Source organism: Kosakonia radicincitans DSM 16656, from assembly GCF_000280495.2.
In the GTDB taxonomy this organism is placed as follows: domain Bacteria; phylum Pseudomonadota; class Gammaproteobacteria; order Enterobacterales; family Enterobacteriaceae; genus Kosakonia; species Kosakonia radicincitans.
Genome location: NZ_CP018016.1, coordinates 5,620,695 through 5,645,399, shown reverse-complemented (window position 1 = coordinate 5,645,399; position 24,705 = coordinate 5,620,695). Strand labels below are relative to the sequence as shown.

Sequence of the window (24,705 nt, the reverse complement as noted above, 5' to 3'; positions counted from 1 at the left end):
AGACAATGACATGCGATTGATGAGGTAAGGTATGAGCTTTTTTCACGCCAACCAGCGGGAAGCCCTGAATCAAAGCCTGGCGGAAGTACATGGCCAGATTAATGTTTCCTTTGAATTTTTCCCGCCGCGCACCAGTGAAATGGAACAAACCTTATGGAACTCCATCGATCGCCTGAGCAGCCTGAAGCCAAAATTCGTTTCAGTGACTTACGGCGCGAACTCCGGCGAGCGCGACCGTACTCACAGCATAATCAAAGGCATCAAAGAGCGCACCGGCCTGGAAGCCGTACCGCATCTGACCTGCATTGACGCCACCCGCGATGAACTGCGCGCGATCGCGCAGGATTACTGGAATAACGGTATCCGCCATATCGTGGCGCTGCGCGGGGATTTACCGCCGGGCGGCGGTAAGCCGGATATGTATGCCGCCGATCTGGTGACGCTGTTAAAAGAGGTTGCCGATTTCGATATCTCTGTTGCCGCCTACCCGGAAGTACACCCGGAAGCGAAGAGCGCGCAGGCGGATCTGCTCAACCTGAAGCGCAAAGTGGATGCCGGCGCCAGCCGTGCAATCACCCAGTTCTTTTTTGATGTGGAAAGCTACCTGCGCTTTCGCGATCGCTGCGCGGCGACCGGCATTGATGTGGAGATCGTTCCGGGTATTCTGCCGGTTTCCAACTTCAAGCAGGCGAAAAAATTCGCTGATATGACCAACGTACGTATTCCGGCGTGGATGTCGCAAATGTTCGACGGTCTGGATGATGACGCCGAGACCCGCAAGCTGGTGGGAGCAAATATCGCGATGGATATGGTGAAGATTTTGAGCCGCGAAGGGGTGAAGGATTTCCACTTCTACACGCTGAACCGCGCGGAAATGAGCTACGCGATTTGCCACACGCTGGGCGTTCGCCCCGGCGTCTAACCTGAAATAAAAAGCCCGGAACAACCGTTCCGGGCTTTTGCTTTACAGGCCCGGTGGATATTCGCTCTACCGGGTATGTTAACGCTTATTCCCACTCTTCCAGGAAACGCTGTCCGTACTGGTCAGCGACCAGCAGTGCGGCATAGACCTGATCCGGCGTTGCGCCGCCTGGCATGTTGTGGATGGTTTCACCTTCCGCACAGGCTGCTTCGGCAACGATGCGCATCTTCGCCGGAATATCCGTTTTGATATCCAGTTGCGCCAGCGTGATCGGCAAACCAACGTTGTGGCACAGCGCTGCAACCGTTTCGATCTCATCCAGCGGCGCGTTTTCCAGCACCAGTTGCGTCAACGTACCGAACGCCACTTTCTCACCATGATAGTAGTGGTGCGCGTCGGCAAGGGCGGTTAAACCGTTGTGGATGGCATGCGCAGCCGCCAGACCGCCGCTCTCGAAGCCAACGCCGCTCAGATAGGTATTCGCTTCCACCACGCGCTCCAGCGCAGGCGTTACCACATGCTGTTCAGCCGCGAGCATGGCTTTTTCACCCTCTTCCAGCAGCGTGTTGTAGCATAGCTCGGCCAGCGCCAGCGCAGATTGTGTGCTTTGCCCGCCGGCCATGGTTTTTGCGCCGCTGCGTGAGCAGGCGCGGGCTTCAAACCAGGTGGAGAGCGCATCGCCGATCCCCGCAGCCAGCAGCCGCGCCGGTGCGCCGGCAACGATTTTGGTATCGACAATCACGCGGTTCGGGTTGTTGGGAAGTAACAGATAGCGATCGAATTCACCGTTGTCAGTGTAGATAACCGAAAGCGCGCTGCACGGCGCGTCGGTGGAAGCGATTGTCGGCGCAATTGCCACCGGAACGTGCATGAAGTGCGCCAGTGCTTTGGCGGTATCCAGTGTTTTCCCGCCGCCAATACCGAGCACTGCGCCACAGTGAGCGTTTTCCGCAACGCCGCGCAGCCGGTCAATTTCATTTTGTGAACACTCGCCGCCGAATGGCACAACTTCACAGGCCAGCCCGGCATCCGCCAGACTTTTTTGCAGCGTTTCCTGGGCAAAACCAAGCACAAATTTATCGCCCACGACCAGCCAGCGATCGGCCAGCGGTTTGAGATAGTCGCCGAGACGGGTGATGACGTCTGCACCCTGGATGTACTTACCTGGCGACTGGATGATGCGATCCATATATTGCCTCCTTACAGGTTGAGGTTGCCAAAAGCCGTTTTCCAGTCCTGCTCAAACTTCTCTATTGCTGACTCTACTGCGGGCGTATTGAGCATTTGTTGCGCTACATCTAATGGCAGCGTGATTGCTTCACATCCGGCGAGCAGGCAGTTGAGTGCCTGACGCGGCGTTTTGAAGCTGGCGGCCAGCACTTTGCTTTGCGGCGCGTGGAGTTTCAGCAGCGTTTGCAATTCCTGCACCATGCGAATGCCATCGCCGCCCTGGGCATCAACACGGTTGACATAAGGCGCAACATATTTTGCTCCGGCAAGGGCAGCGAGTAAGCCCTGCGCGGCGCTGTAGACAGCGGTGCCGAGGGTGACGATATTCTCTTTTTTCAACTGTTTGATGGCGGCAAGGCCTTCCGCTGTGACCGGGATTTTTACCACAATGCCGGGAAAGGCGCTGTTGAAGCGTCTGGCTTCAGACACCATGCCCTCCGCGTCGCGGCTCATCACCTGCGCAAACAGCGTTCCGTCCGGGCCGATGGCGTTTTGCAGACGCGGCAACACATCCCATATCGGCGTTTTCCCGGCGGCAATAATGCTGGGGTTGGTGGTGACACCCGCGAGCGGATAAATTCGCGCCAGGCGTTCAACTTCCGCCACGTTGGCGGTGTCCAGATAGAGTTCCATCGTGCTTCCTCGTATAACGTTTCTGACCTCAGCATACGAGCGCTTGCCACGCGGTCGCCATATAACAAATCTGCCAAACACTGGACAAATGTAAGCTCCACGGCGAATTGAGATTTGGCTCACAAGTTGCGCTGTATCACGATGAAACGCGGGGTGTCAGGCCTTTTCTGCGCAGCGGGATGCGATTTTTAACGTATAAAAATCCAGTGTTGCAGGCTCAATCCTGTTTTTCGCTGAGATGGCTGTGGTACTGCTGGCGGTATTCGGAGGGGGAACGTTCGGTATTTTTACGGAACAGGCGGCAGAAGTAGTTACTGTCTACAAAACCGCAGGTGTGCGCGACTTCTTTGATTTTTAAGTCGTAGCCCTTGAGCAGCGTTTTGGCATGCTCCAGCCGGGTGTGATTGAGGTATTCGTTAAAACCGAGACTGCCGGTTTTCTGGAACAGGTGCGAAAGATAATTGGGCGAGATGTAAAACGCCTGCGCCACCGATTCGCGCGTGAGCGGCTTGGCGTAATGTTCGTCGATATAGCTGCGAATGGCTTCGAACAGTGCTTCGCTGCGGGAAGCGGTCTGGATATGGCTACCGAGCAGATCGTGGCAGTGGCTGAGCAGGCTGGTGACAATCAGCCGTGCGGTTTGCTGTTCGCGCGGCTGCATTTGCATTTCATGCAGTGTCTGCAGCAGGAACGAACCCACGCGCGGACCGCGGCGTGCGACATGCTGTTTCGCCAGGTTTTGCAGGGTTTCGCCATTCCACTGATTCACGGTAAAGCTCAGTTGCTGCTTGCCGAACAGTACGCTTAAGGTGCTGGCCGGCGCCTGCCATTGCTGCCAGTTCCAGCCGCCAGCCGGAATATACAGAACGTCATGTTGCGTCATCAACGGTGCTTCCCCGGCGATCCCGACATCCATGAGCGACCCTTCCAGCACAATTTCCAGACGTGGAAAATCGACCTGACAGGCCAGCGCAGGCGCACTACCGGTGACTCCGGCAAAACAGACCTGACGCAGCGGCAGCGGGCCGTTGATCAGGCGGGAGATGAGATGGCTGACGTCGTGGCTCATGCTTTCCCTTCCGTGACAGGCGAAGGAACAACCTTAGCTGGCGACATAAAAAAAGGCCACAGCAAGTGTGGCCTTTTGCGATGCGGGGAGAAAATTAGCCCGTGTTACGCATGCCTGCTGCAACACCCGCAATGGTCACCATCAACGCTTGTTCTACTCGCTCGTCCGGCGTTTCACCGGCTTCTTCGGCCAGACGCGAACGGTGCAGCAGCTCGGCCTGCAAGACGTTCAGCGGGTCAGTGTAGATGTTACGTAACTGGATGGATTCGGCGATCCACGGCAGATCGGCCATCAGGTGGGAGTCGTTGGCAATTGCCAGTACCACATTGATATCCGCCTGCAGCAGTTTACGCAACTCGCTGCCCAGCCCCCACAGTTCCGGTTTTACCAGACGCTGATCGTAGTATTCCGCCAGCCACAGGTCGGCTTTGGAGAAGACCATCTCCAGCATGCCAAGGCGGGTTGAGAAGAATGGCCAGTCGCGGCACATTGCTTCCAGTTCGCTCTGTTTACCATCTTCCACTACTTTCTGTAACGCCGCGCCTGCGCCCAGCCAGGCCGGAAGCATCAGGCGGTTCTGCGTCCAGGCGAAGATCCACGGAATAGCACGCAGCGACTCGACGCCGCCGGTCGGACGGCGTTTCGCCGGACGTGAGCCGAGCGGCAGTTTACCCAGTTCCTGCTCCGGTGTTGCCGAACGGAAATAGGGAACGAAATCTTTGTTTTCGCGCACGTAGCCACGGTACATCTCACAGGAGCTCTCTGACAGTGCGTCCATAATGTGGCGCCACTGTGGTTTAGGTTCCGGCGGCGGCAGCAGGTTCGCTTCCATAATGGCGCTGGTATAAAGCGACAGGCTGCTGATAGTGACTTCCGGCAGACCGTATTTAAAGCGGATCATTTCGCCCTGTTCGGTCACGCGCAGACCGCCTTTCAGGCTACCTGGCGGTTGAGAGAGCAGCGCCGCATGCGCTGGCGCGCCACCGCGACCGATAGAGCCGCCGCGGCCGTGGAACAGCGTCAGTTCGATGCCGGCTTTCTCACAGGTTTTGATCAGCGCATCCTGAGCCTGGTATTGCGCCCAGCTTGCGGCCATTACGCCCGCGTCTTTCGCCGAGTCGGAATAGCCAATCATCACCATCTGTTTGCCCTGGATAAAGCCGCGATACCAGTCGATATTCAGCAACTGGGTCATTACGTCGTCGGCATTGTTGAGGTCATCCAGCGTTTCAAACAGCGGCGCAACTGGCAGGGCAAAGCCGATACCGGCTTCTTTCAGCAGCAGATGAACGGCCAGCACATCGGACGGCGTTTTGGCCATGGAGATCACATAGGCGGCGATGGAACCGCGCGGCGCTTCGGCGATCACCCGGCAGGTGTCCAGCACTTCGCGGGTCTCGTCGCTTGGCTCCCACTGGCGCGGCAGCAGCGGACGTTTGGAATTCAGTTCGCGGATCAGGAATGCCTGTTTGTCCGCTTCCGACCAGCTTTCGTAATCGCCGATGCCGAGATAGCGGGTCAGTTCGCCCAGCGCTTCGGTATGTCGGGTACTCTCCTGACGAATATCGATGCGCACCAGCGGCACGCCGAAACTCTTCACGCGGCGTAATGTATCGAGCAGCTCACCATTGGCGATAATGCTCATACCGCAGGCTTGCAGCGATTTATAACAGGCGTATAGCGGCTCCCACAGTTGCTCATTTTGCGTCAGCAAACCGGCAGGCTTCGGCAGTTTTTGTCCCTTCAGACGCGCTTCCAGCCAGGCCTGAGTCGCCATCAGGTCGGAACGCAATTTTTTCATCAGATAACGGTACGGCTCGCGTGCGCCTTCTGCGCCTGCCAGCCCACGCAGTTCATCGGTGCATTCGACCATCGACAGCTCGGAGATCAGCAACTGAATATCTTTCAGGAACAGATCGGTCGCTTTCCAGCGGCTGAGCAGCAGCACATGGCGAGTGATGTCGGCGGTGACGTTCGGGTTGCCATCGCGGTCGCCGCCCATCCACGAGGTAAAGCGCACCGGTACAAAATCAACCGGCAGCTTGTAATTGAGGTGCTCTTCCAGCTGTTCGTTCAGTTCGCGCAGGTAATTCGGCACGCCTTCCCACAGGCTGTTTTCCACGACCGCGAAACCCCATTTGGCCTCATCAACCGGGCTTGGGCGATTGCGGCGGATTTCGTCGGTATGCCAGGACTGAGCAATCAACTGGCGCAGACGGCGCATTAACTGGTGGCGTTCGTAGTCGGCGATATCGCTGTTATCCAGTTGTTTCAGGCAGTTGTTCACTTCCACCATTTTGTGGATCAGCGTACGGCGGGTGATCTCGGTTGGGTGGGCGGTCAGCACCAGTTCCAGCGACAGCGATTCAACAGCTTTAATGATGGTGGCTTCGTTGAGATTGGGTTGGTCTTTCAGCTTTTTGATAGTGCGGGCAATCACTTCCGGGTTGCTGGCCGCTTCGCCTTTGGCAGAAATGCTGTGGTACTGCTCAGCGGTGTTCGCAAGATTCAGGAACTGGCTGAAAGCGCGCGCCACTGGCAGCAGTTCGTCATTAGACAGATTCTGCAAGGTGGTGAGCAGTTCCTGACGGCTGGCTTCATTACCGGCGCGAGAAGATTTGGACAGCTTACGGATTGTTTCTACCCGGTCGAGAATATTCTCGCCGAGAGCATCCTTGATGGTATCTCCCAGCAGTTTGCCGAGCATACTGACATTACTACGCAAAGCGGAATATTGTTCGTTCATGTTACCCCAGACACCCCATCTCATTTTATTTTGTTATATCTGCCGTCGCGCAGATATAAGACACCGCCTTTTATAAAGCCACGTAAAACCCACTACGTCAATTGCTGCGAAATCGCTTCAGCAAACGAATAAATGGCGTCAATTTACGAAATTTAATTCGCTTTCTGCCAAATAAGAAATGCTTATGAGATTGTGACATTTGTCACCCTTTCGCGCGCCTAAAAACCCCTTCCGTAGAGGGGTTATTGGCGGGGGAAAGGACGATCAGTGCCAGCAGAAATGATGGACAACCTGGGTAATAAGTTCGCGCGTTGGCTTAATAAAGCGAGTTTCCAGATATTCATCCGGCTGATGAGCCTGATTAATTGAGCCCGGACCGAGCACCAGCGTTGGACACAGCGTCTGAATAAAGGGCGCTTCGGTACAGTAATTCACCACTTCGGTTTCAACGCCGAGCAGTTTTTCCACCACGCTCACCAGTTGGTGATCCGGCGGGCATTCGTAGCCCGGAATGGGCGGATGCAGTTCAGAAATGGTCAGACGGCCCGGCCAGCGGGAACTGACCGGCTCCAGCGCCTCATTCAGCAACCCATTCAGATCGTTCAGCGTCATGCCCGGAAGCGGGCGAATATCCATATGCAGTTCGCAACAGGCGCAAATACGGTTCGCCGCATCACCACCATGAATATGCCCCAGGTTCAGCGTCGGGTACGGTACGGTGAACGCCGCATAGTGATAACGCTCTTTCAGGTTGTCACGCAGTTGCAGAATATGGCCAATGGCATCGTGCATCAGTTCGATAGCGTTGACGCCGCGCGCCGGATCGCTGGAGTGGCCGGACTGTCCGAGGATACGAATCGCGTTGGAGATATGGCCTTTATGCGCGCGCACCGGTTGCAGGGAGGTTGGCTCGCCGATGATGGCGCAATCCGGACGCAGCTGCGTATTTTCGGAAAAATAACGCGCGCCCGCCATGCTGGTCTCTTCATCGGCGGTGGCGAGAATGTAGAGCGGCTTGCTCAGCTTTGTCACATCGACGTCACGCAGCGCATCAAGAATGAAGGCAAAAAAGCCTTTCATGTCGGCGGTGCCGAGGCCGTAGAGTTTGTTGTCATGTTCGGTCAGCGTGAAGGGATCGCGCGTCCAGCGCCCGTCATCAAACGGCACGGTATCGGTGTGGCCGGTCAGCAGCAGGCCGCCCGCGCCCGTTCCGGCACTGGCGAGCATATTGAATTTATTGCGCGTGCCTGGCACCGGCTGCACTTCAACAGTGAAACCGAGATCGCCAAACCATCCTGCCAGCAGATTGATTAAAGACGCATTGCTCTGATCCAGCGCTTCTTCCGTTGCGCTGATTGATGGAGTGGCAATCAGGGCGCGGTAAATCTCGATAAATGGCGGCAAATTCATTTTCATTGTTGACATACCTGAGTTCGTGATAGTATCAATATTCATGCACTAAATGTGAATAAAAATACATTAATGCTGAGCGTAAGGGAACCCAAAAGGCGACTTGCTCAGCAACGTGGGAGGGATGCTGAGTCTTTCCCTGGCACACATGACGTAAGAAGGTAAACCGCCCCAATGTTGAACACATTAATTGTGGGCGCCAGCGGTTACGCCGGCGCAGAGCTAGTGACCTATGTAAATCGCCATCCTCATATGAACATAACCGCTTTGACGGTTTCTGCGCAAAGTAATGATGCAGGAAAGTGTATCTCCGATTTACATCCGCAGTTGAAAGGCATTGTCGATCTCCCGTTGCAGCCGATGTCCGACATCACTGAGTTTCTTGATGGCGTGGACGTCGTTTTCCTGGCGACGGCACATGAAGTGAGCCACGACCTGGCACCGGTTTGCCTGGCTGCAGGCTGTGTGGTGTTCGATCTCTCTGGCGCGTTCCGCGTTAACGATCCCGCGTTCTACGAAAAATTCTATGGCTTCACCCATCAGCACGCCGATTTACTCGCGCAGGCGGTTTACGGGCTGGCGGAGTGGAACCACGATAAACTGAAAGAAGCGCAATTAATTGCCGTACCGGGTTGCTACCCGACGGCAGCGCAGCTCTCGCTGAAACCGTTGATCGATGCCGGTCTGCTCGATCTGAACCAGTGGCCGGTGATCAACGCGACCAGCGGCGTGAGCGGTGCCGGGCGTAAAGCGGCGCTCTCCAATAGCTTCTGCGAAGTGAGCCTGCAACCTTACGGCATTTTTAACCACCGCCATCAGCCGGAAATTGCCACACATCTTGGCACGGACGTGATTTTCACGCCGCATCTGGCGAGCTTCCCGCGCGGCATTCTGGAAACTATCACCTGCCGCCTGAAGCCTGGCGTTACGCAGGCACAGATCGCCGATCTGTTCAAACAGGTTTACGGTAACAAGCCGCTGGTACGTCTGTATGACAAAGGCGTTCCGGCGCTGAAAAACGTGGTCGGTCTGCCGTTCTGCGATATTGGTTTCGCCGTTCAGGGCGAGCATCTGATTGTGGTCGCCACGGAAGATAACCTGCTGAAAGGCGCGGCGGCACAGGCGATGCAGTGTGCAAATATTCGTTTCGGCTATGCTGAAACCCAGTCACTTATTTAAGACAGGCGTGATGATGAATCCATTAATTATTAAGCTCGGTGGTGTACTGCTGGACAGTGAAGAAGCGCTGGAGCGTCTGTTTACGGCGCTGGTGCAATATCGTGAATCTCATCAGCGCCCGTTAGTCATTGTCCACGGCGGCGGTTGCGTAGTGGATGAGTTAATGAAACAACTTAACCTGCCGGTGAAGAAGAAAAACGGCCTGCGCGTGACGCCTGCCGATCAAATCGACATCATCACCGGCGCGCTGGCGGGTACCGCCAACAAAACGTTGCTGGCGTGGGCGAAGAAACACCATATCGCTTCCGTTGGCCTGTTCCTCGGCGATGGCGACAGCGTCAAGGTAACCCAGTTGGATGAGGAACTGGGCCATGTTGGTCTGGCGCAGCCCGGCTCGCCGAAACTGATTAATGCACTGCTGGAAGGTGGTTTTCTGCCGGTGATTAGCTCTATTGGCGTGACCGACGAAGGCGCGCTGATGAATGTCAACGCGGATCAGGCGGCGACTGCGCTGGCGGCAACGCTCGGCGCGGATCTGATCCTGCTCTCTGACGTGAGCGGTATTCTCGACGGTAAAGGTCAGCGTATTGCGGAAATGACAGCAGCCAAAGCCGAGCAACTGATCGCGCAGGGCATTATTACCGATGGCATGATCGTTAAAGTGAATGCTGCGCTGGATGCGGCGCGCACGCTGGGTCGCCCGGTTGATATCGCCTCCTGGCGTCATGCTGAGCAGTTACCGGCACTGTTTAACGGTACGCCGATCGGCACGCGTATTCTGGCGTAACCAATGTATGTGCCCGATGGCGGCTACGCCTTATCGGGCCTGCGTGAACTGAACCTCCAGGCCGGATAAGCGCAGCGCTATCCGGCAATGAAATTCAAGAAATTAAGGAAGCATATTATGGCACTTTGGGGCGGGCGTTTTACTCAGGCAGCGGATCAACGGTTCAAACAGTTCAACGACTCTTTGCGCTTTGACTATCGCCTGGCAGAGCAGGATATCGTTGGCTCTGTGGCCTGGTCTAAAGCGCTGGTGACGGTTGGCGTACTGACGCAGGCAGAGCAACAGCAACTGGAAGAGGCGCTGAACAATCTGTTGCAGGAAGTGCAGGCCGATCCGCAGCAGATCCTGCAAAGCGATGCGGAAGATATTCACAGTTGGGTAGAAGGCAAGCTGATCGATAAAGTCGGCCAACTGGGTAAAAAACTGCATACCGGGCGTAGCCGTAATGACCAGGTCGCCACCGATCTGAAATTGTGGTGTAAAGACACCATCAGCGAATTGCTACTGGCGAACCGTCAGTTGCAGAGCGTGTTGGTGGTAACTGCAGAGAATAATCAGGATGCTGTAATGCCAGGTTATACGCACCTGCAACGTGCGCAGCCGGTGACATTTGCCCACTGGGCGTTGGCCTACGTTGAGATGCTGGCGCGTGATGAGAGCCGTCTGCAGGATTCGCTGAAACGCCTCGATGTCAGCCCGCTTGGTTGCGGCGCACTGGCGGGTACGGCTTATGAAATCGATCGCGAGCAACTGGCTGGCTGGCTGGGTTTTGCCTCGGCAACCCGCAACAGCCTGGATAGCGTCTCCGATCGCGATCACGTGCTGGAACTGCTCTCTGATGCTTCTATCGGCATGGTGCATTTATCGCGTTTTGCCGAAGATCTGATCTTCTTCAACTCTGGCGAAGCGGGTTTTGTTGAGCTGTCTGATCGGGTGACATCCGGTTCTTCACTGATGCCGCAAAAGAAAAACCCGGATGCGCTGGAGCTGATCCGTGGTAAATGCGGCCGCGTGCAGGGCGCGCTGACCGGCATGATGATGACGCTGAAAGGGCTGCCGCTGGCCTACAACAAAGATATGCAGGAAGATAAAGAAGGGTTGTTCGATGCGCTTGATACCTGGCTCGACTGCCTGCATATGGCGGCGCTGGTGCTGGACGGTATTCAGGTGAAACGTCCGCGCTGCCAGGAAGCGGCGCAGCAGGGTTATGCAAACGCCACCGAACTGGCCGATTACCTTGTCGCTAAAGGCGTGCCGTTCCGTGAAGCGCACCATATTGTTGGTGAAGCCGTGGTGGAAGCGATTCGCCAGGCGAAGCCGCTGGAAGCGCTGACGCTTGCCGATCTGCAAAAATTCAGTACGGTGATTGGCGACGATGTTTATCCTGTGCTGTCGCTGCAATCCTGCCTGGATAAACGTGCGGCGAAAGGCGGCGTATCGCCGGTTCAGGTGGCGCAGGCTATCGCCGATGCGAAAGCGCGTCTGGTGTAACCGGCAAGAAAACGCAATACCGGGCCTGGCTCGTCGCCGGGCTTTTTTACGCAAAAAAAAAGCGGACACTCAGGTCCGCTAAACGTTCACGTTGGCTTTAGTTGTTCAGAGAGAAACAAAGGGTTAATCGTCTCATCACAGGGTAAGTGAGACTCCGCTTCGCTTCTGTTGCGTATTATTCAACAGAATGCTTGATAGGGATAATCGTTCGTTGCTATGCTATCTATCGCCATGAACTATCGTGGCGACGGAGGATGAATAATGAATATTCGTGATCTTGAATACCTGGTGGCGTTAGCCGAACACCGCCATTTTCGCCGGGCAGCCGATTCCTGCCACGTCAGCCAGCCAACGCTGAGCGGGCAGATTCGTAAGCTGGAAGATGAACTGGGCGTGATGCTGCTGGAACGTACCAGCCGCAAAGTGCTGTTCACCCAGGCGGGTTTGTTGCTGGTGGATCAGGCGCGCACGGTGTTGCGCGAGGTCAAAGTGCTGAAGGAAATGGCAAGCCAGCAGGGGGAAACCATGTCCGGCCCGCTGCATATCGGCTTGATCCCAACCGTTGGGCCTTATCTGTTGCCGCATATTATTCCACTTCTGCATCAAACGTTCCCGAAACTGGAAATGTATCTGCATGAAGCGCAGACGCATCAGTTGCTGGCGCAACTGGACAGCGGCAAGCTCGACTGCGCGATTCTGGCGCTGGTGAAAGAGAGCGAAGCCTTTATTGAAGTGCCGCTGTTTGACGAACCGATGCTGCTGGCGATTTATGAAGATCATCCGTGGGCGAATCGCGACTGCGTGCCGATGGCCGATTTGGCGGGTGAAAAGCTGCTGATGCTGGAAGATGGCCACTGCCTGCGCGATCAGGCGATGGGTTTCTGCTTTGAAGCCGGGGCAGACGAAGATACGCACTTCCGCGCTACCAGCCTGGAAACGCTGCGCAATATGGTGGCGGCAGGGAGTGGCATCACATTGCTGCCCGCGCTGGCTGTGCCGCGTGAGCGTAAACGTGATGGCGTGGTTTACCTGCCGTGCATTAAGCCGGAACCGAAACGTACTGTCGGCCTGGTTTATCGCCCGGGGTCACCGCTGCGCAGCCGCTATGAGCAGCTGGCAGAGGCCATCCGCGGTGCAATGGATGGCCATTTCGATAACACGTTAAAACAGGCGGTTTAAACCGTTTAGCGCGGCAACCCGATAGGCTTCCGCCATTGTCGGGTAGTTGAAGGTGGTGTTAACGAAGTACTCGATCGTGTTACCGCCACCTTTCTGCTCCATAATCGCCTGGCCGATATGAATAATTTCGGCCGCGCGCTCGCCAAAGCAGTGGATCCCCAAAATTTCTTTCGTTTCGCGGTGGAACAAGATCTTCAGGGTTCCGACATTCATGCCGACAATTTGCGCCCGCGCCAGGTGTTTAAACTGCGCGCGACCCACTTCGTACGGCACTTTCATTGCGGTCAGCTGTTGCTCGGTTTTGCCGACAGAACTGATTTCCGGAATGGTGTAGATGCCGGTCGGGATATCTTCAATCAGGTGCGCTGTCGCTTCGCCTTTAATCATCGCCTGCGCGGCGATACGCCCTTGATCGTAAGCCGCTGACGCCAGGCTTGGGTAGCCAATCACATCGCCCACCGCATAAACGTGCGGCAGCGCGGTCTGGTACATGCTGTTGACCTTCAGCTGCCCGCGACCATCGGCTTCCAGACCAATGTTACTCAGCTGCAGGCTGTCGGTATTACCGGTACGGCCGTTAGCATAGAGCAGACAATCGGCTTTCAGTTTCTTGCCCGATTTGAGGTGCATGATAACGCCGTCTTCCAGCGGTTCGATACGCTCATACTCTTCGTTGTGACGGATAACGACACCGCTGTTCCAGAAGTGGTACGAGAGCGAATCCGACATCTCCTGATCGAGAAACGCCAGCAGACGATCGCGAGTGTTAATCAGGTCGACTTTGACGTTCATTCCCCGGAAGATCGATGCATATTCGCAGCCGATCACCCCGGCACCATAGATAATGACATGGCGGGGTTCATGGTGCATATCGAGGATTGAATCGCTGTCGTAGACACGCGGATGGGTAAAATCCACATCGGCCGGATGGTAGGGGCGCGAGCCGCAGGCGATAACAAACTTCTCTGCGGTGATCGTTTCTACCGTGCCGTCGTGGCACTCCAGCGCCAGCGTGTGGTCATCAATAAAGTGGGCGTTGCCTTCAAGAATTTCGCAACGGTTACGCTCATAAAAGCCCTGACGCATGCGGGTTTGCTGATTAATCACGCTCTCTGCGTGGTTCAGAATATCAGCAAAAGAGGAGCGGAGGAGGCGGCTATGGTCGCTGTAGAGAGGGTTTTGGTTGAATTCGATAATGCGGCTAACGGCATGGCGCAACGCTTTCGAGGGGATGGTTCCCCAGTGCGTACAGCCGCCGCCGACGTTATGGTAACGCTCAACAACCGCGACCCGTGCTCCTTGTTTAACCAGACCCATAGCTGCGCCTTCGCCGCCTGGGCCGGAGCCTATTACAATTGCATCATAATCGTAGGAATGTGGCATGGTAAGGCTTACCTGTTCTTATACATAAAAACAACAGAATACTAACATTAAAGCCACGATATCCCAATTATCGTTGTGCTTTTTTCATGCAAAAAAGAAGAAACGCCGTGTAAATAATCGGTCACAATCCAGTACGATCAGATCGGATTTTTCTCTGGTATATTGCCAGAAAGCCCCAGGAAGGATTCAAACATAGTGATGGGTGTAAGAGCGCAACAAAAAGAGAGAACCCGGCGTTCGCTGGTGGAAGCGGCATTTAGCCAACTGAGCGCCGAGCGAAGTTTTGCCAGCCTGAGCCTGCGGGAAGTTGCCCGCGAGGCGGGTATCGCACCGACGTCTTTTTACCGGCATTTTCGTGATGTTGATGAGCTCGGCCTGACCATGGTGGACGAAAGCGGGTTGATGCTGCGCCAGTTGATGCGCCAGGCGCGCCAGCGTATTGCCAAAGGCGGCAGCGTAATCCGCACCTCGGTTTCCACCTTTATGGAATTTATTGGCAACAATCCCAACGCATTTCAGCTACTGCTGCGTGAGCGTTCCGGGACGTCAGCCGCTTTCCGCGCGGCGGTCGCGCGCGAAATTCAGCACTTTATCGCGGAACTTGCTGACTATCTCGAACTCGAAAACCATATGCCGCGCGCCTTTACCGAGGCGCAAGCCGAGGCGATGGTGACGATCGTTTTCAACGCTGGCGCAGAGGCGCTGGATGTGAGCGCTGAACAACGCCGGCAGTTAGAAGAGCGACTGGTACTGCAATTGCGGATGATTTCAAAAGGCGCCTATTACTGGTATCGCCGCGAGCAGGAAAAACTGGCGCATCAACCGACGAGTGAAGCAAAGGATGAGTAATGAAACAGTCAGGTCAAGATAAAGGTACGTTGCTGCTGGCGCTGGTTGCTGGCTTATCGATTAACGGCGCATTTTCCGCTGTGTTCAGTTCCGTGGTTCCCTTTTCTCTGTTTCCGGTTATCTCGCTGGTGCTGACGGTCTATTGCCTGCATCAGCGTTACCAGAATCGCACCATGCCAGTTGGCCTTCCGGGCCTTGCCGCCGCCTGCTTTATTCTCGGTGTGCTGCTGTACAGTACGGTCGTTCGCGCTGAATACCCGGTGATCGGCTCCAACTTCCTGCCGGCCGTGCTGTCGGTGGTGCTGGTCTTCTGGATTGGTTTCCGCCTGCGCAGTCGTAGCCGCAAACACGAAGCATCGGAGTGATTTTTCCCTCTCCTTTATGGGAGAGGGATGAGAGATTTTACTTTCTGGTCAACAGAACGCCGCACTCCATGTGGTGCGTGTAAGGGAACTGATCAAACAATGCCAGACGCGAAACGTAATGCGTCTGGCTTAATGTTTCGAGGTTTTTGCACAACGTTTCTGGGTTGCAGGAGATGTACAGAATGCGCGGATAGGCCTGCACCATTTTTTCGGTTTCCGCATCCAGCCCGCTGCGCGGCGGATCGACGAAGATCGTTTCGCACTGGTAGCTTTTCAGATCGATCCCCTGCAAACGGTTAAAGGCGCGTACGCCGTTCATCGCCTGAGTGAACTCCTCCGCAGACATACGAATGATTTGTACATTATCAATATGGTTGGCGGCGATGTTGTATTGCGCGGCGGCGACAGAAGGCTTGGCGATTTCTGTGGCCAGCACGCGGTTGAAATTGCGCGCCAGCGCCAGTGAGAAATTGCCGTTACCGCAATACAGTTCAAGCAAATCGCCGCTGGCGTCGCGGGTGACATCCTGCGCCCATTCCAGCATCTGAATATTCATTGCCGCGTTAGGCTGGGTAAAACTGTTTTCCACCTGGCGGTAGATCATTTCTCTGCCACCGACCGGCAGGCGTTCATCGACATAATCCTGATCGAGCTCGATTTTGGTTTTTGTGGCGCGGCCAATCAGTTGCACATTCAGGTTTTGCGCCCGCAGCGCATCACGCAACTGGGTGGCGGCTTCATGCCACTCGTTATCCAGCTTTTTGTGATACAGCAGCGTCACAATCGCCTGATTGCTCATGGTGCTCAGGTAGTCAATCTGAAACAGTTTGTGGCGCAGCGTGTGGTTGCCGCGCACGGCATCAATCATCACCTTCATTAACACGTTAATCAGTTCGCTGGCCGCCGGGAAGCTGTCGACGCGGATACGCGATTTTGTCTGCTGATCGAAGATGATGTGGTAGAGATCGTCCCCGTCATGCCAAATCCGGAACTCGGCGCGCATGCGGTAATGGCTGACCGGCGAGCGGAACACCTCCGGAAGCGGCGCGGAAAATGGCGTCATCAGCGATTGCAGACGCACGACTTTTTCGGCCAGTTGAGCTTCGTATTGTTCTGTCGGCAGGTGTTCGGGGGTCATGATGCTTCCTGAGAGATTAAGAATAACGCGGCGATTGTAGGGATTGCTCACCGGATGTCCAGTGCTGGATGTTTTTGAAATACTCACTTAGCAGTCTGGACATCCATATGTAACCGAATGTAGCATCCGTGTTCCGGTCCTGTGAGTTAAAAGGGAACCCAGTGTAAATCTGGGGCTGACGCGCAGCGGTAAGGATTAAGGTGAGACAGCAGACACTGCCAGTGGTGGGAAGTCCTGTCTTGTTGTACCTCCAAGCCCGAAGACCTGCCGGAATACGTCGCATCTGGTAACATCATCGCGTGCTATTGATGGAACCTGCGGCATCCTTTTTATTTTGTGGATGCTCTCACAATGATTAAAAAAGCTTCGCTGCTGACGGCGCTCTCCGTCACGGCATTTTCCGGCTGGGCGCAGGATAGCAGCTCAGACAATTTGGTGGTGACAGCAAATCGTTTTCAACAATCGGCTAAAACCGTGCTGGCGCCGACCGAGGTGGTCACGCGCGAGGATATCGATCGCTGGCAATCCCGTTCACTCATTGATGTGCTACGCCGTTTACCGGGCGTGGATATCGCGCAAAACGGTGGGCTGGGGCAAACGGCGTCCGTTTATGTTCGCGGTACGGAAGCAAAACATCTGCTACTGCTGATTGATGGCGTACCGGTGGCGCGTTCAGGGATTTCGAACGATCCCGAACTCAATCAAATCCCGCTCTCGTTGGTGCAGCGCGTTGAGTATATTCGCGGGCCGCGCTCTGCAGTTTATGGCTCCGGCGCGATTGGCGGCGTGGTCAACGTCATTACGATGACGGATAGCGAGAAATCCCAGGTCAACGCCAGCATGGGCTCGAAAGGTTATCAAACCTATGACGGCACTTGGCGCCAGCGTTTTGGCGATACGATGGTGACCGCGGCAGGTTCTTATACCAGTACGCGCGGATTCAACGTGCAGCCGGATTCGACATGGGATCATGATGAAGATCGTGATGGCTACCGCAATAAAACGTTCTGGGGCAGCTTACAGCATAAGTTCGATGACCATTTTGATGGTTTCTTCCGTGGCTACAACTTCAGTAATAATGTGGATTACGATCTGGGCAGCGAGCCGTATTCGCCAGATTACAGCGCCGATGAGCGCCAGTTGTATGTTCAGGGCTGGGATACCGGGCTGAATTTCAACCAGGGGATCTACTCATCGCAGCTGCTGGCCAGCTATCAAAAAAGCAAAGACTACAACTACAGCAGCATCTATGGCCGTTATAACGATGGCACTACGCTGGATGATATGGAGCAGCGTTACATTCAGTGGGGTAACAATATTGCGGTGGGTAAAGGCTCGCTGGGCGCAGGTGTCGACTGGAAGCAGGAACGTCTGGTTTCATCTAATCAAAGCACAAGCGACAGCTACGATCGCGATAATACCGGCCTCTACCTGAACGGGATGCAGCAGTTTGGCGATGTTACGCTGGAGGCTTCCGGGCGCGAAGATAAAGATGATGCGTTCGGCTGGCACGGTACCTGGCAAACGGCTGCTGGCTGGGAGTTTGTGGAAAACTACCGCCTGACGCTCTCCTACGGCACGAGTTTCCTGGCACCTTCACTTGGCCAGCAGTACGGCGCGAAGCGCTTTGGCATTGCTTCCAATCCGGATCTGAAACCGGAAGAGTCAAAACAGTGGGAAGCGGGTGTGGAAGGATTAACCGGCCCGGTTGACTGGCGTTTGTCCGCGTACCGTTATGAGATCGATAATCTGATCACCTATAGCGATACGGCTTACTACAACATTAACGCTGCAACCATTAAAGGCGTTGAGTGGACAGGAAGCGTCGATACCGGCATCTTCTCGCATCGTGTAACCTTGCAGTACATCGATCCGCGTGATGACGAAACGAACGAAGTGCTGCCGCGCCGCTCAAAACGCCAGGCCAAGTACCAGCTCGACTGGTCCATTTTCAATGTAGATATGGATCTGGCGTGGGAATACTTCGGTAAACGCTATGACAATCGCACGTCAACTTATAACCCTGAGCAACGTGTTTTGCCGAGTTATAGTACGGTTGATCTATCTGCCTCATATCCAGTGACATCTCACCTTACAGTTCGTGGTAAAATAGCTAACTTGTTCGATAAAGAGTACGAGACAGCTTATGGCTACCAAACTGCAGGACGGGAATACACCTTGTCTGGCAGCTACACCTTCTGACGCGCGTCCCACCGTCCTGGTGTTTGACTCCGGCGTCGGTGGGTTATCCGTCTATGATGAGATTCGGCATCTCCTGCCGAATCTCCATTACATCTACGCTTTCGACAATGTCGCTTTCCCCTACGGTGAGAAAAGCGAAGAGTTTATCGTTGAACGTGTTGTCGAGATTGTTACCGCTGTTCAGGCGCAATACCCCCTCTCACTGGCTGTTATCGCCTGTAATACCGCAAGCACCGTCTCTCTTCCCGCGTTACGTGACAAATTCACCTTTCCTGTTGTTGGCGTTGTCCCCGCCATCAAACCGGCTGCACGCTTAACGGCAAACGGGATTGTGGGTCTACTGGCAACGCGCGGTACAGTGAAACGTCCTTATACGCATGAACTGATTTCGCGTTTTGCGAATGAGTGTCGTATTGAGATGCTGGGATCGGCGGAGCTGGTTGTTCTGGCTGAAGCGAAACTGCACGGTAAGGAAGTGCCGCTTGAAGAGCTACGTCAGATCTTGCGTCCCTGGTTACGCATGAAAGAGCCTCCGGATACCGTAGTCCTGGGTTGTACACACTTTCCGCTGCTGCAGGATGAACTGTTGCAGGTGCTGCCAGAGGGCACCCGGCTGGTGGATTCCGGTGCAGCTATTGCGCGGCGTACCGCCTGGTTGCTGGAGCATGAAGCGCCGGATGCAAAATCCGCTGGCGATAATATTGCGTACTGTATGGCGCTAACGCCTGAAACTGCGCAGTTATTGCCCGTTTTGCAGCGCTATGGCTTTAAAACGCTCGAAAAACTGGCACTTTAGGGCGTCTTTGAACAAAAAAGAGACGGTTGAAAACTTTTTTTAAATTAGGGGTTGTCAGCCGGAATTATCTCCCTATAATGCGCCTCCACTGACACGGCACAACGGCATACACACCGGCCTGTCAGGTGAAGAAATCTGAAAATAATCAGTTGACTTCACGGCGGGAAAGCGTAATATGCACACCCCGCGCCGCAGCGAAAACACAGCGGCACTGCTCTTTAACAATTTATCAGACAATCTGTGTGGGCACTCAGGTGACTGGATTCTTGATGTCTCCGGACAAAAAATGAATACCAAGTCTCACGGGTGAACACGTAATTCATTACGAAGTTTAATTCGATGAGCATCAAACTTTAAATTGAAGAGTTTGATCATGGCTCAGATTGAACGCTGGCGGCAGGCCTAACACATGCAAGTCGAACGGTAGCACAGAGAGCTTGCTCTCGGGTGACGAGTGGCGGACGGGTGAGTAATGTCTGGGAAACTGCCTGATGGAGGGGGATAACTACTGGAAACGGTAGCTAATACCGCATAACGTCGCAAGACCAAAGAGGGGGACCTTCGGGCCTCTTGCCATCAGATGTGCCCAGATGGGATTAGCTAGTAGGCGGGGTAATGGCCCACCTAGGCGACGATCCCTAGCTGGTCTGAGAGGATGACCAGCCACACTGGAACTGAGACACGGTCCAGACTCCTACGGGAGGCAGCAGTGGGGAATATTGCACAATGGGCGCAAGCCTGATGCAGCCATGCCGCGTGTGTGAAGAAGGCCTTCGGGTTGTAAAGCACTTTCAGCGGGGAGGAAGGCGGCACGGTTAATAACCGTGCTGATTGACGTTACCCGCAGAAGAAGCACCGGCTAACTCCGTGCCAGCAGCCGCGGTAATACGGAGGGTGCAAGCGTTAATCGGAATTACTGGGCGTAAAGCGCACGCAGGCGGTCTGTCAAGTCGGATGTGAAATCCCCGGGCTCAACCTGGGAACTGCATTCGAAACTGGCAGGCTGGAGTCTCGTAGAGGGAGGTAGAATTCCAGGTGTAGCGGTGAAATGCGTAGAGATCTGGAGGAATACCGGTGGCGAAGGCGGCCTCCTGGACGAAGACTGACGCTCAGGTGCGAAAGCGTGGGGAGCAAACAGGATTAGATACCCTGGTAGTCCACGCCGTAAACGATGTCGATTTGGAGGTTGTGCCCTTGAGGCGTGGCTTCCGGAGCTAACGCGTTAAATCGACCGCCTGGGGAGTACGGCCGCAAGGTTAAAACTCAAATGAATTGACGGGGGCCCGCACAAGCGGTGGAGCATGTGGTTTAATTCGATGCAACGCGAAGAACCTTACCTGGTCTTGACATCCACAGAACCTGGCAGAGATGCCGGGGTGCCTTCGGGAACTGTGAGACAGGTGCTGCATGGCTGTCGTCAGCTCGTGTTGTGAAATGTTGGGTTAAGTCCCGCAACGAGCGCAACCCTTATCCTTTGTTGCCAGCGGTTAGGCCGGGAACTCAAAGGAGACTGCCAGTGATAAACTGGAGGAAGGTGGGGATGACGTCAAGTCATCATGGCCCTTACGACCAGGGCTACACACGTGCTACAATGGCGCATACAAAGAGAAGCGACCTCGCGAGAGCAAGCGGACCTCATAAAGTGCGTCGTAGTCCGGATTGGAGTCTGCAACTCGACTCCATGAAGTCGGAATCGCTAGTAATCGTGAATCAGAATGTCACGGTGAATACGTTCCCGGGCCTTGTACACACCGCCCGTCACACCATGGGAGTGGGTTGCAAAAGAAGTAGGTAGCTTAACCTTCGGGAGGGCGCTTACCACTTTGTGATTCATGACTGGGGTGAAGTCGTAACAAGGTAACCGTAGGGGAACCTGCGGTTGGATCACCTCCTTACCTTAAAGAACCATCTCCTGAAGTGCTCACACAGATTGTCTGATGAAAAAACAGCAGTAAGAAAATCTCTGCAGGCTTGTAGCTCAGGTGGTTAGAGCGCACCCCTGATAAGGGTGAGGTCGGTGGTTCAAGTCCACTCAGGCCTACCAAATTTGCGAAAGCAAATTTGATGAGGTTTTAACTACGATGGGGCTATAGCTCAGCTGGGAGAGCGCCTGCTTTGCACGCAGGAGGTCTGCGGTTCGATCCCGCATAGCTCCACCATCATTACTGCACAAACAAAAAAACTTCAGAGTACACATTCTGTGTGTGCTGCGAAGTTTTGCTCTTTAAAAATCTGGATCAAGCTGAAAATTGAAACACTGAACAACGCAAGTTGTTCGTGAGTCTCTCAAATTTTTGCAATGCGATGATGAATCGGAAGAAACATCTTCGGGTTGTGAGGTTAAGCGACTAAGCGTACACGGTGGATGCCCTGGCAGTCAGAGGCGATGAAGGACGTGCTAATCTGCGAAAAGCGCCGGCGAGGTGATATGAACCCTTGACCCGGCGATGTCCGAATGGGGAAACCCGGTGCACTACGGTGCATCATCACAGCATGAATCCATAGTGCTGTGAAGCGAACCGGGGGAACTGAAACATCTAAGTACCCCGAGGAAAAGAAATCAACCGAGATTCCCCCAGTAGCGGCGAGCGAACGGGGAGGAGCCCAGAGCCTGAATCAGCTTGTGTGTTAGTGGAAGCGTCTGGAAAGTCGCGCGATACAGGGTGACAGCCCCGTACACGAAAACGCACAGGCTGTGAGCTCGATGAGTAGGGCGGGACACGTGGTATCCTGTCTGAATATGGGGGGACCATCCTCCAAGGCTAAATACTCCTGACTGACCGATAGTGAACCAGTACCGTGAGGGAAAGGCGAAAAGAACCCCGGCGAGGGGAGTGAAAAAGAACCTGAAACCGTGTACGTACAAGCAGTGGGAGCATCCTTCGGGGTGTGACTGCGTACCTTTTGTATAATGGGTCAGCGACTTATATTCTGTAGCAAGGTTAACCGTATAGGGGAGCCGAAGGGAAACCGAGTCTTAACTGGGCGTTAAGTTGCAGGGTATAGACCCGAAACCCGGTGATCTAGCCATGGGCAGGTTGAAGGTTGGGTAACACTAACTGGAGGACCGAACCGACTAATGTTGAAAAATTAGCGGATGACCTGTGGCTGGGGGTGAAAGGCCAATCAAACCGGGAGATAGCTGGTTCTCCCCGAAAGCTATTTAGGTAGCGCCTCGTGAATTCATCTCCGGGGGTAGAGCACTGTTTCGGCTAGGGGGCCATCCCGGCTTACCAACCCGATGCAAACTACGAATACCGGAGAATGTTATCACGGGAGACACACGGCGGGTGCTAACGTCCGTCGTGAAGAGGGAAACAACCCAGACCGCCAGCTAAGGTCCCAAAGTCATGGTTAAGTGGGAAACGATGTGGGAAGGCCCAGACAGCCAGGATGTTGGCTTAGAAGCAGCCATCATTTAAAGAAAGCGTAATAGCTCACTGGTCGAGTCGGCCTGCGCGGAAGATGTAACGGGGCTAAACCATGCACCGAAGCTGCGGCAGCGACGCTTATGCGTTGTTGGGTAGGGGAGCGTTCTGTAAGCCGTTGAAGGTGGCCTGTGAGGGCTGCTGGAGGTATCAGAAGTGCGAATGCTGACATAAGTAACGATAAAGCGGGTGAAAAGCCCGCTCGCCGGAAGACCAAGGGTTCCTGTCCAACGTTAATCGGGGCAGGGTGAGTCGACCCCTAAGGCGAGGCCGAAAGGCGTAGTCGATGGGAAACAGGTTAATATTCCTGTACTTGGTGTTACTGCGAAGGGGGGACGGAGAAGGCTATGTTGGCCGGGCGACGGTTGTCCCGGTTTAAGCGTGAAGGTGTGTGCTCCAGGCAAATCCGGAGTGCTTTAACACTGAGGCGTGATGACGAGGCACCACGGTGCTGAAGCAACAAATGCCCTGCTTCCAGGAAAAGCCTCTAAGCTCCAGGTAACACGAAATCGTACCCCAAACCGACACAGGTGGTCAGGTAGAGAATACCAAGGCGCTTGAGAGAACTCGGGTGAAGGAACTAGGCAAAATGGTGCCGTAACTTCGGGAGAAGGCACGCTGATGCGTAGGTGAAGCGACCTGCTCGTGGAGCTGAAATCAGTCGAAGATACCAGCTGGCTGCAACTGTTTATTAAAAACACAGCACTGTGCAAACACGAAAGTGGACGTATACGGTGTGACGCCTGCCCGGTGCCGGAAGGTTAATTGATGGGGTTATCCGTAAGGAGAAGCTCTTGATCGAAGCCCCGGTAAACGGCGGCCGTAACTATAACGGTCCTAAGGTAGCGAAATTCCTTGTCGGGTAAGTTCCGACCTGCACGAATGGCGTAATGATGGCCAGGCTGTCTCCACCCGAGACTCAGTGAAATTGAACTCGCTGTGAAGATGCAGTGTACCCGCGGCAAGACGGAAAGACCCCGTGAACCTTTACTATAGCTTGACACTGAACATTGAGCCTTGATGTGTAGGATAGGTGGGAGGCTTTGAAGCGTGGACGCCAGTCTGCGTGGAGCCAACCTTGAAATACCACCCTTTAATGTTTGATGTTCTAACGTGGACCCGTAAACCGGGTTGCGGACAGTGTCTGGTGGGTAGTTTGACTGGGGCGGTCTCCTCCTAAAGCGTAACGGAGGAGCACGAAGGTCAGCTAATCCTGGTCGGACATCAGGAGGTTAGTGCAATGGCATAAGCTGGCTTGACTGCGAGCGTGACGGCGCGAGCAGGTGCGAAAGCAGGTCATAGTGATCCGGTGGTTCTGAATGGAAGGGCCATCGCTCAACGGATAAAAGGTACTCCGGGGATAACAGGCTGATACCGCCCAAGAGTTCATATCGACGGCGGTGTTTGGCACCTCGATGTCGGCTCATCACATCCTGGGGCTGAAGTAGGTCCCAAGGGTATGGCTGTTCGCCATTTAAAGTGGTACGCGAGCTGGGTTTAGAACGTCGTGAGACAGTTCGGTCCCTATCTGCCGTGGGCGCTGGAGAACTGAGGGGGGCTGCTCCTAGTACGAGAGGACCGGAGTGGACGCATCACTGGTGTTCGGGTTGTCATGCCAATGGCACTGCCCGGTAGCTAAATGCGGAAGAGATAAGTGCTGAAAGCATCTAAGCACGAAACTTGCCCCGAGATGAGTTCTCCCTGACCCTTAAAGGGTCCTGAAGGAACGTTGAAGACGACGACGTTGATAGGCCGGGTGTGTAAGCGCAGCGATGCGTTGAGCTAACCGGTACTAATGAACCGTGAGGCTTAACCTTACAACGCCGAAGATGTTTTGGCGTGAGAGAGAATTTTTTCAGCGAGATACAGATTAAACCGGTGTGCCGCTGAGGCATGGC

General features: G+C 54.7%; 16 protein-coding genes, 2 tRNA genes, 2 rRNA genes and 1 riboswitch. Of the genes, 13 read left to right on the top strand and 7 right to left on the bottom strand.

Translation table 11 applies throughout. From position 1 onward, the window contains the following. The first annotated feature begins 31 nt into the window (after positions 1 to 31). Positions 32 to 922, top strand: coding sequence for a methylenetetrahydrofolate reductase (gene metF / locus Y71_RS27100; protein WP_007369216.1), 891 nt, complete (start codon positions 32 to 34; stop codon positions 920 to 922). A gap of 85 nt (positions 923 to 1,007) precedes the next feature. Here metF and gldA read toward each other — a convergent pair whose 3' ends face one another. From gldA to argE, 5 genes are all read right to left on the bottom strand, one after another. Continuing rightward, the gene (gldA, locus tag Y71_RS27095) at positions 1,008 to 2,111 is read right to left on the bottom strand and encodes a bifunctional L-1,2-propanediol dehydrogenase/glycerol dehydrogenase (protein WP_007369215.1); all 1,104 of its coding nucleotides are present in this window, start codon (positions 2,109 to 2,111) and stop codon (positions 1,008 to 1,010) included. 11 nt (positions 2,112 to 2,122) lie between these two features. Beyond that, on the bottom strand, positions 2,123 to 2,785 hold the full coding sequence (gene fsa, locus Y71_RS27090; protein WP_007369214.1) for a fructose-6-phosphate aldolase: 663 nt from the start codon (positions 2,783 to 2,785) through the stop codon (positions 2,123 to 2,125). A gap of 217 nt (positions 2,786 to 3,002) precedes the next feature. Beyond that, positions 3,003 to 3,854 carry an AraC family transcriptional regulator gene (locus Y71_RS27085; RefSeq protein ID WP_007369213.1) on the bottom strand — a complete coding sequence of 284 codons (852 nt, stop codon included), beginning with the start codon at positions 3,852 to 3,854 and terminating at the stop codon, positions 3,003 to 3,005. A gap of 94 nt (positions 3,855 to 3,948) precedes the next feature. Then, complete coding sequence (gene ppc, locus Y71_RS27080) at positions 3,949 to 6,600, bottom strand: phosphoenolpyruvate carboxylase (RefSeq protein ID WP_007369212.1); 2,652 nt, start codon at positions 6,598 to 6,600, stop codon at positions 3,949 to 3,951. Between the two features lie 264 nt (positions 6,601 to 6,864). Further along, entirely contained in the window at positions 6,865 to 8,016 is a 1,152-nt protein-coding gene (gene argE, locus Y71_RS27075) for an acetylornithine deacetylase (RefSeq protein ID WP_007369211.1), read from the bottom strand. 168 nt (positions 8,017 to 8,184) lie between these two features. Between argE and argC the strand changes: the two genes are divergently transcribed. The 4 genes from argC to oxyR all read left to right on the top strand — a co-directional run bounded on the left by argC (position 8,185) and on the right by oxyR (position 12,646). Next, complete coding sequence (gene argC, locus Y71_RS27070) at positions 8,185 to 9,189, top strand: N-acetyl-gamma-glutamyl-phosphate reductase (RefSeq protein ID WP_007369210.1); 1,005 nt, start codon at positions 8,185 to 8,187, stop codon at positions 9,187 to 9,189. Between the two features lie 10 nt (positions 9,190 to 9,199). Continuing rightward, positions 9,200 to 9,976, top strand: coding sequence for an acetylglutamate kinase (argB, locus tag Y71_RS27065; RefSeq protein WP_090398622.1), 777 nt, complete (start codon positions 9,200 to 9,202; stop codon positions 9,974 to 9,976). A gap of 117 nt (positions 9,977 to 10,093) precedes the next feature. Continuing rightward, entirely contained in the window at positions 10,094 to 11,467 is a 1,374-nt protein-coding gene (gene argH, locus Y71_RS27060; RefSeq protein ID WP_007369208.1) for an argininosuccinate lyase, read from the top strand. 261 nt (positions 11,468 to 11,728) lie between these two features. Continuing rightward, positions 11,729 to 12,646, top strand: a complete 918-nt coding sequence (gene oxyR / locus Y71_RS27055; protein WP_007369207.1) for a DNA-binding transcriptional regulator OxyR — start codon at positions 11,729 to 11,731, stop codon at positions 12,644 to 12,646. Here the strand turns inward: oxyR and sthA are convergent. Then, positions 12,629 to 14,029 (bottom strand): Si-specific NAD(P)(+) transhydrogenase, encoded by a 1,401-nt coding sequence (gene sthA, locus Y71_RS27050; RefSeq protein ID WP_035889188.1) that lies wholly within the window; start codon positions 14,027 to 14,029, stop codon positions 12,629 to 12,631. The genes oxyR and sthA overlap by 18 nt on opposite strands. A gap of 195 nt (positions 14,030 to 14,224) precedes the next feature. Between sthA and fabR the strand changes: the two genes are divergently transcribed. Then, complete coding sequence (gene fabR, locus Y71_RS27045; protein ID WP_035889190.1) at positions 14,225 to 14,878, top strand: HTH-type transcriptional repressor FabR; 654 nt, start codon at positions 14,225 to 14,227, stop codon at positions 14,876 to 14,878. Beyond that, on the top strand, positions 14,878 to 15,243 hold the full coding sequence (locus tag Y71_RS27040) for a YijD family membrane protein (protein WP_007369204.1): 366 nt from the start codon (positions 14,878 to 14,880) through the stop codon (positions 15,241 to 15,243). Before fabR ends, Y71_RS27040 begins: the two co-directional genes overlap by 1 nt. 37 nt (positions 15,244 to 15,280) lie before the next feature. On the opposite strand, the gene trmA is transcribed toward Y71_RS27040, so the two are convergent. After that, a complete protein-coding gene (gene trmA / locus Y71_RS27035) occupies positions 15,281 to 16,381 on the bottom strand; it encodes a tRNA (uridine(54)-C5)-methyltransferase TrmA (RefSeq protein WP_007369203.1) in 1,101 nt (366 codons plus the stop codon). A gap of 117 nt (positions 16,382 to 16,498) precedes the next feature. Then, positions 16,499 to 16,667, top strand: a riboswitch (cobalamin riboswitch). Between the two features lie 65 nt (positions 16,668 to 16,732). Here trmA and btuB point away from each other — a divergent pair. From btuB to Y71_RS27005, 6 genes are all read left to right on the top strand, one after another. Continuing rightward, on the top strand, positions 16,733 to 18,583 hold the full coding sequence (gene btuB, locus Y71_RS27030; RefSeq protein ID WP_007369202.1) for a TonB-dependent vitamin B12 receptor BtuB: 1,851 nt from the start codon (positions 16,733 to 16,735) through the stop codon (positions 18,581 to 18,583). Continuing rightward, positions 18,528 to 19,379 (top strand): glutamate racemase, encoded by an 852-nt coding sequence (murI, locus tag Y71_RS27025; RefSeq protein ID WP_035941932.1) that lies wholly within the window; start codon positions 18,528 to 18,530, stop codon positions 19,377 to 19,379. The genes btuB and murI overlap by 56 nt, the downstream gene beginning before the upstream one ends. Before the next feature lie 355 nt (positions 19,380 to 19,734). Next, positions 19,735 to 21,274 (top strand): 16S ribosomal RNA (locus tag Y71_RS27020). Positions 21,275 to 21,346: 72 nt separating this feature from the next. Next, positions 21,347 to 21,423 (top strand) — tRNA-Ile (locus tag Y71_RS27015). 39 nt (positions 21,424 to 21,462) lie between these two features. Then, positions 21,463 to 21,538, top strand: a tRNA-Ala gene (locus Y71_RS27010). Between the two features lie 179 nt (positions 21,539 to 21,717). Further along, positions 21,718 to 24,624 (top strand): 23S ribosomal RNA (locus Y71_RS27005). The 16S and 23S rRNA genes sit together here with 2 tRNA genes alongside, the layout of an rRNA operon. Positions 24,625 to 24,705 lie beyond the last annotated feature (81 nt).

Bases quoted from the DNA above. Each gene is read 5' to 3' on its own strand.
- metF (WP_007369216.1), top strand. From the start codon at position 32: ATGAGCTTTTTTCACGCCAACCAGCGGGAAGCCCTGAATCAAAGCCTG.
- gldA (WP_007369215.1), bottom strand. From the start codon at position 2,111: ATGGATCGCATCATCCAGTCGCCAGGTAAGTACATCCAGGGTGCAGAC.
- fsa (WP_007369214.1), bottom strand. From the start codon at position 2,785: ATGGAACTCTATCTGGACACCGCCAACGTGGCGGAAGTTGAACGCCTG.
- Y71_RS27085 (WP_007369213.1), bottom strand. From the start codon at position 3,854: ATGAGCCACGACGTCAGCCATCTCATCTCCCGCCTGATCAACGGCCCG.
- ppc (WP_007369212.1), bottom strand. From the start codon at position 6,600: ATGAACGAACAATATTCCGCTTTGCGTAGTAATGTCAGTATGCTCGGC.
- argE (WP_007369211.1), bottom strand. From the start codon at position 8,016: ATGAAAATGAATTTGCCGCCATTTATCGAGATTTACCGCGCCCTGATT.
- argC (WP_007369210.1), top strand. From the start codon at position 8,185: ATGTTGAACACATTAATTGTGGGCGCCAGCGGTTACGCCGGCGCAGAG.
- argB (WP_090398622.1), top strand. From the start codon at position 9,200: ATGATGAATCCATTAATTATTAAGCTCGGTGGTGTACTGCTGGACAGT.
- argH (WP_007369208.1), top strand. From the start codon at position 10,094: ATGGCACTTTGGGGCGGGCGTTTTACTCAGGCAGCGGATCAACGGTTC.
- oxyR (WP_007369207.1), top strand. From the start codon at position 11,729: ATGAATATTCGTGATCTTGAATACCTGGTGGCGTTAGCCGAACACCGC.
- sthA (WP_035889188.1), bottom strand. From the start codon at position 14,029: ATGCCACATTCCTACGATTATGATGCAATTGTAATAGGCTCCGGCCCA.
- Y71_RS27040 (WP_007369204.1), top strand. From the start codon at position 14,878: ATGAAACAGTCAGGTCAAGATAAAGGTACGTTGCTGCTGGCGCTGGTT.
- trmA (WP_007369203.1), bottom strand. From the start codon at position 16,381: ATGACCCCCGAACACCTGCCGACAGAACAATACGAAGCTCAACTGGCC.
- btuB (WP_007369202.1), top strand. From the start codon at position 16,733: ATGATTAAAAAAGCTTCGCTGCTGACGGCGCTCTCCGTCACGGCATTT.
- murI (WP_035941932.1), top strand. From the start codon at position 18,528: ATGGCTACCAAACTGCAGGACGGGAATACACCTTGTCTGGCAGCTACA.